The following is a 12019-nucleotide window of genomic DNA, read 5'->3' as shown; positions in this document are numbered from 1 at the left end:
CGCAACGCGTGCCTTCATAAGTTGCTCAACCCATCTTTCAACGCGCCGCGAAAACGACGCGGTGGTCCAATCCTACAACGAGCTTTGTGTTCGGCCGGAGGGAGGCGGGAGCTTCAACTTGTAACTGCAGTTTGAAGCCATAGATTGTTTCGCAACGGGACGCCATAGGTTGCATCGCATTTTTGCCCCAATTCCTCAACTTGTCGTTTATCGCGACGGATTGCATGGCGAGCAGCTTGCGGGGCGCTATTTGAAGTGTCCAAGATTTGAAGATCGCTGGCCAATACAAGCTCTGTCGGACCTATTGTAAAGGCGTCCGTATCCGCCGCGATTCGTTGTCGCTTACGCACAAGCGACCTACACTTATTGCGAAGAGGCGCTGTGGCTGGTCCAGCAACCGGTGAACCTGGTGCGTGCTCAACTCAAGCACATGCGACGCTGACACCAGCGTCATGCGGCCACCGATGACCTCCGACAAGACTCAATCCGCTGCAGATCGCGTTCGCTTATCGCAATCAATCCCATCCGCAATCTCCCAAGTCACCAAAACCCGGGGAGAGTGACATTCCACCTTCGCAGAATCAGGACATTCCAACTTTGCGGCTACACACGATGATCGCATAATCAGCATTATGGAACACAGATTGGGGCCCAACACAAAAGTCCACCCCAGTTGCCGTGCAGCGATCTTTGGCGACGATCCTAGTCACGGTTGGCAGCTCACTTCCACAACTTCGCTTCGGTGCTGACGAAGGCTGAGATAGCCATTGTCGATGGGCGCCGACGGCGTTTTCATCGCCTCCGGCGATCCATCGCATACGAAATGCTTCGATCGCAGACGCACGACAGATTAAAATAGCAACTGCCACCAGACTCCGATCCACTGAACTCTTAGGATCGGCGCGTTCCTAAAAGAGTGCCGAGCGTTTCGACGCGCGACCGCTTCGGCGAGACAGTCAAGTCCATCGTTCGCGACGACGGCGGCTATCTGGTCGAGGCCGGAACGGATACCTTCTGTGCAAGCCACGTCGTCATTGCCAGCGGCAGAAACGCTGAGCACTTCGTTCCCAGCCTACCCGAGATCGAGGCTTTCATGGGCACGCGGCTGCACAGCGCTGATTACATTGACGCTGCGCCCTTCGCTGACCAGTCGGTTCTGGTTGTCGGCATGGGAAACACCGGCGCCGAGATTGCGCTCGACCTTGCCGAGTGCGGCGCCCGCCCGACGCTGTCGGTACGCAAAACGGACATGCCGCCCTGACGATGCTATCGCCGCCAATCCACAACCGCCGCCGGCGCACAACGGCGGCAAGCGATAATCGCGGGCCTCCATCTCCCCACATGAGCTTTGAACGGATGTTCGCCCAAATTGGAGCGGCCCCACGGGGAACGAAACGCGCGCTGGCAGCTTTTAGAAGGCACCGATTTTACCTTGACCCCCAATCAGATGCCGGCGTCGTCGAACCACCAATCACCCAGATCTAGGGCCGGCCGCCCAGCGAAACGTTTCAAAGACCGGGGAGATCAAAGGAGGCCGGAAGATCGTTAACTGAACGAAATGGAATGTCAAAAGAAGATCACTTGCGTCGTCGACTATGTCATCGATCCTCGCAAGATCAGTGAGTTTGAGGAGTTTGGCAGGCGTTGGATTGAGCTCGTCGAAAAGCACGGTGGAGAGCATCTTGGGTATTTCCTGCCGTCGGAAGGCGCCAGCGACAGGGCGATTGCTCTGTTCAACTTTCAGAGCCTGGCGGCTTACGAAAAGCATCGATCGCGGTTCGGAAGCGATCCGGAATTCATAGCTGCGGACCGCATAAGAGATGAAAGCGGGTGCATCCTCCGATACGAAAGGACATTCATAAGACCGCTGCTGCGCAGGTGAGAGCTCCAAATCCGTCACGGTCGAGGATGCCACCTAAATAATCCGAGCGGCGGCACCTCTGGATCGTCGTCCTGCATCAAGATTGCTTGAAAAGCCGTGTGATTGAGGCGGTTCCCGCTCCCGTTCTACCTTCGGCGGATCGACGTCAACCGTCGTCGAACCCCGTCTCCGTCCAAGGCAATCCATCGCGGGGTTTTTCCTCTCCCCGGCTGACCGCCTGGCACTCACGGCAAATCCCGTCGGTTTCATCGGCGATGCGCAAAGCGGCGTCGAGAGATATCGAGCCGCTTTCGATCGCAAATGGGGACATGAAAGCGCTGGGCGACCGACCACAAGCGCGCAGTGAACTTTCCGACACATCCAATTGCTGCAATCTTCAACTTCACCTACATTGACCAAGTGGTAAAAGACGCGTTCCAAAACGCGCAATCAATCAGAGGGGAATTTCATGCATAGCAATTCCTTCGCCTTCACCATTTCCAGAAGAAATCTGATCAAAATTGCCGGCGCTTCCGCCGCAGTGGCTGTGGCGGGTCTGCCAGGTCGCCTGCTCGCTGCAGACCCGATAAAGGTGGCGGCCGTCTACACCGTGCCGGTGGAGCAGCAGTGGGTCAGCCGCATCCACAAGGCGGCCAATGCCGCCAAGGAACGCGGCGACGTCGAGTATGTCTATTCGGAAAACACCGCGAACAATGACTACGAGCGCGTCATGCGCGAATATTGCGAGGCCGGCCACAAGCTGATCCTAGGCGAAGTCTTCGGCGTCGAGGATGCCGCCCGCGCCGTCGCCAGGGACTATCCTGACGTCGCCTTCCTGATGGGCTCGAGCTTCAAGCCCGATGCCGCCGTGCCCAACTTCTCGGTGTTCGACAACTACATCCAGGACGCGTCCTACCTGTCCGGCCTCATCGCCGGCGCAATGACCAAGTCCAAGAATATCGGCATGGTGGGAGGCTATCCGATCCCGGAGGTCAACCGGCTGATGAACGCGTTCATGGCCGGCGTGAAGGAAGTGGCCCCGGACACCAAATTCCAGGTTGCCTTCATCGGCTCGTGGTTCGATCCGCCAAAGGCCAAGGAGACGGCGTTCGCCCAGATCGATGGCGGTGCAGACCTTCTGTATGCCGAGCGTTTCGGCGTGTCCGATGCCGCCAAGGAGAGGAAGATCCTCGCCATCGGCAATGTCATCGACACCCAGGCGGATTATCCCGACACCGTTGTCGCTTCCGCACTGTGGCATTTCGAGCCGACGCTCGACAAGGCGATCGCCGAAGTGAAGGCTGGCTCGTTCAAGGCGGACGACTACGGCGTCTATTCCTTCATGAAGAACGGCGGCTGCTCGCTCGCACCTCTCGGCGCCTTCGACAGCAAGGTTGCAGACGACATCAAGGCCAAGGTCGCGGAGAAGGAAAAGGCGATCAAGGACGGCTCGTTCACCGTCGAGATCAACGACGCCGAGCCGAAGTCGAGCTAGCTCCCGCTGCCGTTCATGGGGTGGTGATGGTCCGTGGCGATCGAGAATGTGCCCTCAGCTGGTTGCGGCCTATTCCTTCATGAACGGGAAGGAAGCCTTCCCGCAACGCCACTTCCCGGTGACGCCCGTGTCAAGCAATCCTGCCCTTCGTCTTTCCGGTATCAGCAAGCGCTTCGGTCCGCTCAGGGCCAACGACGCCATTTCCTTCGAGCTGAAGCGTGGCGAAGTCATCGCGCTGCTCGGGGAGAATGGTGCCGGCAAGACGACGTTGATGAACATTCTCTTCGGTCACTACGTCGCCGACGAGGGAACGGTCGAGGCCTTCGGCAAGCTGCTTGCGCCGGGCGATCCGCGCGCGGCGCTGGATGCCGGCATCGGCATGGTCCACCAGCATTTCACGCTCGCCGACAACATGACGGTGCAGGAAAATATCGCGCTCGGCACCCAAAGCCTCTGGCGCATGCGGCTTGATCGGACTGCCGCACGGCGGCGCATCGAACAGCTCTCCGCCGATTTCGGCCTCGCCGTCGATCCGGCTGCCACCGTCTCCAAGCTTTCGGTTGGCGAACGCCAGCGCGTCGAGATCCTGAAGGCGCTTTACCGCGAAGCCCGTATCCTGATCCTCGACGAGCCGACGGCCGTTCTGACGCCCGCCGAAACCGACGCCCTGTTCCGGACGCTGAAGCTGCTGGTCGCCAAGGGCCTGTCGATCATCTTCATCTCCCACAAATTGCACGAGGTGATGGCGGTCAGCGATCGGGTGCTCGTTCTTCGCTCCGGCCAGCTCGTCGGCGAGCGCGACACAGCCTCCACCGACCGAAAGGAACTGGCTGCCCTCATGGTCGGCCAGGAGGTCAAACAGGCGGAAGTCAGTCCGGTGAAGCCGGGCGCACCGCTGCTGGCGCTCGAACGCGTCTCCACGACGCCGTATAACGGCGCAGGCCTCGACGACGTATCGCTCACGCTCACTGCCGGTGAAATCACCGGGCTTGCCGGCGTTGCCGGCAATGGCCAGGCTGGGCTTGCAGCCCTCATCGCAGGGACCCGGCGCCCGACGAGCGGACGCATCTCCATTGCCGGACAAAACGTCCGCGACTGGTCACCGCGCGCCGCACTCGCCCATGGCGTGGCCCGAATTCCGGAAGATCGGCACGCCATCGGCAGCATCGGCGACATGAGCGTGACGGAGAATGTCATCGCCGAACGCTACCGGAGCCCGCGGTTCAGCCGCATGGGCTTCCTGAACTGGAAGGCATCCCGCCAGTTCGCCGAGAAACTGATCGCCGACTACGAGGTCAAATGCCCCTCGCCCGACGCCCGCATCCGCCTGCTTTCCGGCGGAAACATGCAGAAGCTGATCCTCGGCCGGGCGCTCGATCCCGACCCGGAGATCATCCTGGCAAGTCAGCCGACCCGGGGGCTTGATGTGGGCGCCGTCGCCTATGTTCACCGCATGCTGCTTGAAGCGCGCACCCGAGGCGCGGCGATTTTGCTGATTTCGGAAGACCTCGAGGAAGTCCTGACATTGTCCGACCGCATCATCGTCATGTCGAAGGGGCGCCTTTCGACGCCGTCCGCGCGCGGCGAGCGCAGCATTCGGGAACTGGGAGAGCTTATGGCCGGCCATAGCGGGGAGCATGGCGACGATGCGGCTTGAGCCGAAACCCGCACCGTCCCTGGCGGTGACCCTGATGTTCCCGCTGGCGGCCGTCGCCATGACGCTGGTGCTGACATCGATGCTGGTGCTCGCCGCCGGCGCTTCGCCGCTCTCCGTCTTCTATCTTGTGGCCAAGGGCGCGGCCGGCTCACAGTTCGCGCTGTTGGAAACCCTGACGCGCGCGACGCCGCTGATCTTCACTGGCCTCGCGATCGCCGTCGCCTTTCGGGCAAAGCTCTGGAATATCGGCGCGGAAGCCCAGCTCTATATCGGCGGCGTCGTCACCGTGGTGCTGGGGACCGGCGCACTTCCTCTGCCTTCGGCCGTTCTCATTCCGGTGATCATGATCGCCGCCATGGCTGCAGGCGCGGCGCTTCTGCTCGGCCCCGCCGTGCTGAAGACCCGCTTCGGCGTCGACGAGGTGGTGACGACGCTCCTCCTCAACTTCATCGTGCTGCTGTTCGTGTCGATGTTGCTTGAAGGCGTGCTCAAGGACCCGATGGGGCTCGGCTGGCCGCAATCGCAAAAGGTCATCGCCGACGCCCAGCTGCCGCGCATCATTCAAGGCAAGCGGCTGCATTACGGGTTCGTCATCGCCATCGTTTCGGCCGTTCTCGTCTGGCTCGTCATGAAAAAGACGGTTCTCGGCTACGAGATGCGCGCCGTCGGCCATAACCCAGACGGCGCGCGCTTCGTCGGCATTCTTGTCAACCGCACGCTGATGAAGACGGCGCTGCTTTCGGGCGGCCTGGCGGCACTCGCAGGCTTTTCCGAAGTTTCGGGGCTGAAAGGTAACCTGACGCTCGACCTGTCGCCGGGCTACGGCTACACCGGCATCGTCGTCGCCATGCTCGCCATGCTCAATCCGCTCGGCGTCATCGCATCGGCCATTTTCGTCGCCGGCATCTTCGTCGGCGCCGATGCCATGAGCCGCGCAGCCAAGGTGCCGAGCTATATCGCGGACGTCATGGTCGCCACCTCGCTGCTGACGATGGTTGTCGCGATCCTGCTGACGCGATACCGGGTGAGGTGGAGGTGACAATGGACGCGCTTGAAATCCTCTTTACCGCCTCCTTCTGGGTTGCCGCCATCCGCATCGCGTCGCCGCTGATCTTTGCGACCATGGGCGAGCTGATCTGTGAGCGGGCTGGCGTTCTCAACCTCGGCATCGAGGGGATCATGACGGCCGGCGCGTTCGCCGGCTGGTTCACCGTCTATTCCGGTGGCGATCTCTGGGCCGGCGTTCTGGTCGCAGCCCTTGTAGGCGCCCTGTTCGGCCTGTTGCACGCCACCCTCACGGTTCCGCTCGGCCTGTCTCAGCACGTCGTCGGCATCGGCATCACGCTGCTTGCCACTAGCCTGACCTATTTCACTTATCGGCTTGTCTTGCCCGAGGTGACCTCGCCGCCAAAGATAGAACCGTTCCAGCCGCTGCCGATCCCGGGCCTGTCCAGGATTCCCGTCGTTGGCGAAGCGCTCTTTACCCAGACGCCGCTCACCTATCTCGCGTTCGTGTCGGTCGCAGCCGTCGCCTGGATCCTCTATCGCACGCCGGTCGGCCTCGCCGTTCGCGCCGCCGGCGAGAACCCGTCCGCAGTCGAGGCGCAAGGCATTTCGGTCACCGGCATCCGCATGGGCGCGGTGGCCGTCGGCAGCGCGCTGATGGGGGTCGGCGGCGCTTTCCTCACCATCTCGGCCTTCAATTCTTTCTTCTTCCAGATGATCAATGGCCGCGGCTGGATCTGCATCGCGCTTGTCGTCTTCGGTTCCTGGCGGCCGGGCAAGGCGCTGGTCGGCGCCATCCTGTTTGCCGCCTTCGATGCCTATCAGGTTCGACTGCAACAGATTTCCGGCGGCATCGTGCCCTATCAGGTTTTCTTGATGATGCCCTATGCGCTGTCGATCCTGGCGTTGATCCTGGTGGCGCGACGTGCCACCTATCCTAAAGCTTTGATGATCCCGTACCAGAAAGGCGAAAGATGAGTTTCGACCTGATCGTAAAGGGCGGCACGCTGCCTGATGGAACCGTCGCCGATATCGGCATCAGGGGTGACAGGATCGCCGCGATCGAGCCTCGCATCGACGCCGAGGCCGGTCGTGTGGTCGACGCCTCGGGCGACCTCGTCAGCCAGCCCTTCGTCGATCCGCATTTCCACATGGACGCAACGCTGTCCTATGGCCTGCCACGCATCAATGCTTCTGGCACATTGCTCGAAGGCATCGCGCTATGGGGCGAGCTCAAGCCGATCCTGACCCATGAGGCCGTCAAGCAACGCGCGCTCGCCTATTGCGACTGGGCGGTCTCGATGGGCCTGCTCGCCATCCGCACCCATGTGGATACCTGCGACGACCGCCTGCTCGCGGTGGAGGCGCTGCTCGAGGTCAGGAGGGAGATCGCGCCCTACATCGATCTACAACTCGTCGCCTTTCCGCAGGACGGGCTTTATCGCTCGCCGAATGCCCGCGAAAACACGATCCGCGCCCTCGACATGGGCGTCGATGTCGTCGGCGGCATACCGCATTTCGAGCGCACCATGTCCGACGGCACGCGGTCCGTGATCGACCTTTGCGAGATCGCGGCCGAACGCGGGCTGATGGTCGACCTGCATTGCGACGAGACCGATGACCCGTTGTCGCGCCATATCGAGCAGCTTGCCTTTGAGACCCAGAGGCTTGGCCTGCGAGGCCGGGTCGCGGGTTCGCACCTCACGTCCATGCACTCGATGGACAATTACTACGTCTCGAAACTGCTGCCCTTGATTGCCGAGGCCGGCGTCTCGGCGATCCCCAATCCGCTGATCAACATCATGCTGCAGGGACGACACGACACCTATCCCAAGCGCCGTGGCATGACACGCGTGCCCGAGATGCTGAAGGCAGGCATCCGCGTCGGTTGGGGTCAGGATTGCGTGCTCGATCCCTGGTATTCGCTCGGCACGGCCGACATGCTCGACGTCGCCTTCATGGGGCTGCATGTCGCCCAGATGTCCTCGCCCGCCGACATGCGCAGCTGTTTCGACATGGTAACCAGGGTCAATGCCGAGATCATGGGGCTCGATCATCTCGGCCTGGCCGTCGGCAAATCGGCAAGCCTGGTAGTGCTCGATGCCGGCAATCCCGTCGAGGCGGTGCGCCTTCGCGCCGAGCGGCTCTGCGTTGTTGCCAGGGGCAAGGTGGTGGCTGAACGCAAGAAGCGCGATACCACGCTTTCGATCACGGGCCGCCCCGAAACCGTCAACCGTCGCCACATCGTGCCACAGCAGCTGCACTGATCGAGCTGACCTCGAATGACGAAGCGCCCCTTGGAAAAGATCGGGACGCTTGCGCTTTCTGCATGCGCAGGCTAAATACTGAACTATATGGTTCAGTATGATTGTCCTCCGCTCGATCTCTCATTTGCGGCGCTTTCCGATGCGACCCGCCGCGGGATAATCGATCAGCTTGGGCAAGGCGACGCGTCGATCACCAGTCTCGCGGACACGTTCCAGATGACGCTGACCGGCATGAAGAAGCACATTCAGGTTCTTGAGCGGGCGGGCCTCGTCGTCACGCAAAAGGTCGGACGCGTGAGAACGTGCAAACTTGGGAAACGCGGCCTCGGGGCGGAGGCCGAATGGATCGAGGCGCATCGCAAGCTGTTCGAGACCCGCTTTGAAGCATTGGACGAAATCATCAGCGAACTGGAAAAGGAGGGAAACGATGAACCAGCAAGTTAGCGGTGCAGGTGGCGAGCAGAACCGCACGTCCGTCGAGCGCGGTGGGGATCGCGAACTCGTCGTAACGCGGACATTCAATGCGCCTGCGAGTACTGTCTACAAGGCGTGGAGCCAGCCCGAGCTGCTCCAGCGGTGGTGGGTGCCAAAATCGGCATCGGGAATTTCACTTGTATCGTGCGAGATGGACGTCCGTACGAGCGGCAAATATCGCCTGGAATTCGGCGCCGGCGGTTCCGACACCATGGCCTTCTACGGCAAGTATCTCGAGGTGGTGCCGAACAAGCGCATCGTCTGGACCAACGACGAAGGCGATGAGGGCGCGATCACGACCGTAAGCTTCGAGGACCAGGGCGGGAAGACGCTGTTGCGTTTCCACGAAAGCTATCCGTCCAAGGAGGCGCTTGAGGAAGCACTACAGGGCTCTGCGGCCGCATTGCCGGAACAGCTGGAGCAGCTCGACGAATTGCTTTCCCGCAAAGGCACGTAGCTATTCTCCGGGCCAACATGCATCACGCGCCAGCTCGCCAAGCGCCCATGATCAGATCGCGATACCGCGATCACTAGGGCGGGCGACCTTGCCGGGCATGGGGGTCCGCGCATCCACTTTGCCCACCTGCGCCATCGACGGTCACGCGTCAGTCCGACTGGTCGATCTTCGCCCTGCGTTTGGTTTAACCGCACCGTTTGATTTGGAGGCCGGTAACCGCATCTCAACGGTTGACCTTGTAGCGTCGACCCATGTCCTGGAATAACACGAGAAATGCGCTCGCGACGATATTGCTGAGCTTAGTGATGCTTGCATCTATGGCCCCGGCAACACTCGGCGCGTCCGAAACCAGGGACATTCGGAGCGCGTGCTGGACGTCCAGCAGTTTGTCGGACGACCTGGTCACGGTCGTCAACGCAACAGGGCGGTGGATGTGCGGGGACCGGATCTATTCGCTAGAGGGCGAGCGGGCACTGCTGCGTTTCGAGATCGGTCCGAACGATGCCCTTCCCCGATATCTCTTTTCAAGGCGCAGTGCACTCGTTGCCGTGCATCTGCTGTCGATCGACGGAGATGGCGCAATGCGCCAGGGGTCCATGTCCGCCGACGAATTGGATAGCTCTCTGTCTGGCGGTTATTTCAAGGTCCCTCTGACCGGCGTAACCCACGACACACGACAGGTCGTCGTCGCCTTCGATTTGCCGAGCCACCGGATGACGCTGGAGAGAGCCTATCTGTCACCGTCTGACCTTGTCATGGGCCCGGAGCTTCTGAAGTCCTTGCTTCTCTTGGCTACACTTGCAGGCATGCTGTCCATGCCGGTCATTTTCAACGCCGCCTTCTACCGGATCCTGCGCGAGCCGTTCCTGCTCTGGCACTCCATGCTCACGGTCTCTTTGCTGCTGACGATCCTGGTCACCTCCGGACTTGCGGTCGTTCTCTTCGATCCGCCGGCAATGACGTTGAGCTGGATGACGACGGTGATCTTCGGCGTTACTGTCGCCTCCGGAGCGATGTTTACGCACAGCTTCATCGAGCCCGGCCGAATGCATCCACTCCTGCGGCGGGCCCTGCTTTATTGCGCTGCCTGGGCCATGTTTCTGAGCTTGTCTCACGCTGCATTTCCGTTTGTGGGACGTTCTGTACAATCAACCATCTACACGGCGGCTTTTGCGCCCGTGGTAATCATATTCATACTGGCGGTTGCCGACGCGCTGCGGCGCGGAAGTCGAGCCGCCAAGTTCCAGGCGATCGGCTATACCCCTGTCATCATGGCCGGTCTGGTCCGCCTGGCAACCGGTGTGTTTCCATGGCTCGAGAGCAACGACGCCATGCTCCTGTTCTATGTGGGATGCGCATGTGAAGTCTTGTTCACCGCGCTGGGCGTGGCGGACCGCTTCATGACGATCAAGCGCCAGCGAGACAGCGCGCGGTTCGAGGCCGACGTGCTTGAGCGCCTTTCCGAACGTGACGCATTGACCGGATTGCTCAACCGGCGCGCAATCGAGCAGAATTTCGAGACGTTTCGCGGCGAAGGCTTCGGCACACTTGCCGTTCTCGACCTCGACCACTTCAAGGCAATCAATGATGTTCACGGCCATGTGGTCGGTGATGCGGTGTTGAAAGCCGTGGCCGAGGCGCTTCAGGCAGACCCGCAGGTTCATGCGTTCCGCCTAGGCGGCGAGGAATTCGTGCTTCTTGTACGCGGCGATGATGCCCAGGCTCTCGCGGAGCGGCGGCGCCAGGCAATTCCCCTCGTCGTCGCCAACGCGGTTCCACGCCTCGGTCTACCCGTGACGGCCAGCATGGGCGTGGCGGATGCACCGCCAAACGCTGATATCGGCTTCGCAGAACTTTACGAACAGGCCGACAGGCTACTCTATGACGCAAAACTTTCGGGCCGCAATCGAACCAAAGTCGCTTAGCGCCAAGATCGAAGCATCATATGGCCCCGGTCTTTGGTGGTTTGACCAAGTCACCTCCTATGGACGGTCTCGATTCGAGCTTGCCCCGAAACGCACATAAAGCAGACAAGTGCGCTCTTCAGATCGTGATACCGCCATCGATATTGATCGCCTGACCGGTGATGAAGGCCCCCTCGTCGGACGCGAGGAAGGCGCAGATGCCGGCGACCTCCTCGACCGTGCCGAAGCGCCCCGCTGGTTGCCGGCTGATGAACGACCGATAGGCCTCGTCGCGGCTCCCGAGCGTGACCCCGAGTTCGCCGATGCGCTCTTCCAAAGAGGGCGAGGCGACGGTGCCGGGGCAGACCGAATTGCAACGGATGCCCTGTGAGACGTAGTCCGCCGCGACCGCCTTGGTGAGACCGATGACACCGCCCTTGGCCGCACCATAGGCCGCGCGCCTAGGAAAACCCTTGATCGAGGAGGCGACCGAGCCGATGGTGATAACGCTGCCGCCACCCACCTTCATCTTCGGGATCGCGCCGGCAATGACGTTGTAGGCGCTGTCGAGCGTGATGTTTACCGACCGCCGCCAGTCCTCCGCCGAGCATTCCTCGATCGTGCCCTGGTGCACGTAGCCGACCGCGTGGACGAGAATGTCGACGCGTGCGAAGGCCGCGAAGTAGTCTTTCACCGCCGCGTTGTCGGTTGCGTCCAGCTGCGTCGTTGCAGCGCCGGCGAGCGTGGCGAGCAGGCTGTCGTTGATGTCGCTGGCGTGAACCTCGGCGCCTTCTGCCATCAGCCTTTCGGCAACGGCGCGGCCGATGCCCTGGCCTGCCGCCGTCACCACCGCCACGCGTCCGGCCAATCGTCCGGTCTTTTCACTCATGATCCATTCC

The 12019-nt window shown here is 61.4% G+C and carries 11 protein-coding genes and 1 pseudogene; 10 read left to right on the top strand and 2 right to left on the bottom strand.

Annotated features, from left to right (window positions below; genetic code table 11):
- Positions 1–384: 384 nt before the first annotated feature.
- Positions 385–525 (bottom strand): annotated as a pseudogene (locus tag RTP54_RS14645) (ISNCY family transposase); the annotation flags it as partial.
- Positions 526–916: 391 nt separating this feature from the next.
- Here RTP54_RS14645 and RTP54_RS14640 point away from each other — a divergent pair.
- From RTP54_RS14640 to RTP54_RS14595, 10 genes are all read left to right on the top strand, one after another.
- Positions 917–1261, top strand: coding sequence for an NAD(P)-binding domain-containing protein (locus tag RTP54_RS14640; protein WP_312363717.1), 345 nt, complete (start codon positions 917–919; stop codon positions 1259–1261).
- Between the two features lie 297 nt (positions 1262–1558).
- Entirely contained in the window at positions 1559–1882 is a 324-nt protein-coding gene (locus RTP54_RS14635; protein WP_312363716.1) for an NIPSNAP family protein, read from the top strand.
- A 448-nt stretch (positions 1883–2330) separates the two neighbouring features.
- Positions 2331–3356, top strand: a complete 1026-nt coding sequence (locus RTP54_RS14630) for a BMP family protein (RefSeq protein WP_312363715.1) — start codon at positions 2331–2333, stop codon at positions 3354–3356.
- Between the two features lie 79 nt (positions 3357–3435).
- Positions 3436–5013, top strand: a complete 1578-nt coding sequence (locus RTP54_RS14625; RefSeq protein WP_312364411.1) for an ABC transporter ATP-binding protein — start codon at positions 3436–3438, stop codon at positions 5011–5013.
- On the top strand, positions 5003–6052 hold the full coding sequence (locus RTP54_RS14620; protein ID WP_312363713.1) for an ABC transporter permease: 1050 nt from the start codon (positions 5003–5005) through the stop codon (positions 6050–6052). The genes RTP54_RS14625 and RTP54_RS14620 overlap by 11 nt, the downstream gene beginning before the upstream one ends.
- Positions 6053–6054: 2 nt before the next feature.
- Positions 6055–6996 (top strand): ABC transporter permease, encoded by a 942-nt coding sequence (locus RTP54_RS14615; protein ID WP_112817245.1) that lies wholly within the window; start codon positions 6055–6057, stop codon positions 6994–6996.
- Positions 6993–8285, top strand: a complete 1293-nt coding sequence (locus tag RTP54_RS14610) for an amidohydrolase family protein (protein WP_312363711.1) — start codon at positions 6993–6995, stop codon at positions 8283–8285. The genes RTP54_RS14615 and RTP54_RS14610 overlap by 4 nt, the downstream gene beginning before the upstream one ends.
- 87 nt (positions 8286–8372) lie before the next feature.
- Positions 8373–8729 (top strand): metalloregulator ArsR/SmtB family transcription factor, encoded by a 357-nt coding sequence (locus RTP54_RS14605; protein ID WP_312363709.1) that lies wholly within the window; start codon positions 8373–8375, stop codon positions 8727–8729.
- On the top strand, positions 8713–9216 hold the full coding sequence (locus RTP54_RS14600; RefSeq protein WP_312363707.1) for an SRPBCC family protein: 504 nt from the start codon (positions 8713–8715) through the stop codon (positions 9214–9216). The genes RTP54_RS14605 and RTP54_RS14600 overlap by 17 nt, the downstream gene beginning before the upstream one ends.
- 386 nt (positions 9217–9602) lie before the next feature.
- The gene (locus tag RTP54_RS14595) at positions 9603–11141 is read left to right on the top strand and encodes a diguanylate cyclase (RefSeq protein ID WP_312363705.1); all 1539 of its coding nucleotides are present in this window, start codon (positions 9603–9605) and stop codon (positions 11139–11141) included.
- A 118-nt stretch (positions 11142–11259) separates the two neighbouring features.
- On the opposite strand, the gene RTP54_RS14590 is transcribed toward RTP54_RS14595, so the two are convergent.
- Complete coding sequence (locus RTP54_RS14590) at positions 11260–12009, bottom strand: SDR family oxidoreductase (protein WP_312363704.1); 750 nt, start codon at positions 12007–12009, stop codon at positions 11260–11262.
- Positions 12010–12019 lie beyond the last annotated feature (10 nt).

It is taken from the genome of Ensifer sp. (assembly GCF_031989085.1).
In the GTDB taxonomy this organism is placed as follows: Bacteria; Pseudomonadota; Alphaproteobacteria; order Rhizobiales; family Rhizobiaceae; genus Ensifer.
Note: the sequence above shows the minus strand (reverse complement) of the source record. Positions and strands in the feature narration are given on the sequence as shown.

Bases quoted from the DNA above. Each gene is read 5' to 3' on its own strand.
- RTP54_RS14635 (WP_312363716.1), top strand. From the start codon at position 1,559: ATGGAATGTCAAAAGAAGATCACTTGCGTCGTCGACTATGTCATCGAT.
- RTP54_RS14630 (WP_312363715.1), top strand. From the start codon at position 2,331: ATGCATAGCAATTCCTTCGCCTTCACCATTTCCAGAAGAAATCTGATC.
- RTP54_RS14625 (WP_312364411.1), top strand. From the start codon at position 3,436: ATGAACGGGAAGGAAGCCTTCCCGCAACGCCACTTCCCGGTGACGCCC.
- RTP54_RS14620 (WP_312363713.1), top strand. From the start codon at position 5,003: ATGCGGCTTGAGCCGAAACCCGCACCGTCCCTGGCGGTGACCCTGATG.
- RTP54_RS14615 (WP_112817245.1), top strand. From the start codon at position 6,055: ATGGACGCGCTTGAAATCCTCTTTACCGCCTCCTTCTGGGTTGCCGCC.
- RTP54_RS14610 (WP_312363711.1), top strand. From the start codon at position 6,993: ATGAGTTTCGACCTGATCGTAAAGGGCGGCACGCTGCCTGATGGAACC.
- RTP54_RS14605 (WP_312363709.1), top strand. From the start codon at position 8,373: ATGGTTCAGTATGATTGTCCTCCGCTCGATCTCTCATTTGCGGCGCTT.
- RTP54_RS14600 (WP_312363707.1), top strand. From the start codon at position 8,713: ATGAACCAGCAAGTTAGCGGTGCAGGTGGCGAGCAGAACCGCACGTCC.
- RTP54_RS14590 (WP_312363704.1), bottom strand. From the start codon at position 12,009: ATGAGTGAAAAGACCGGACGATTGGCCGGACGCGTGGCGGTGGTGACG.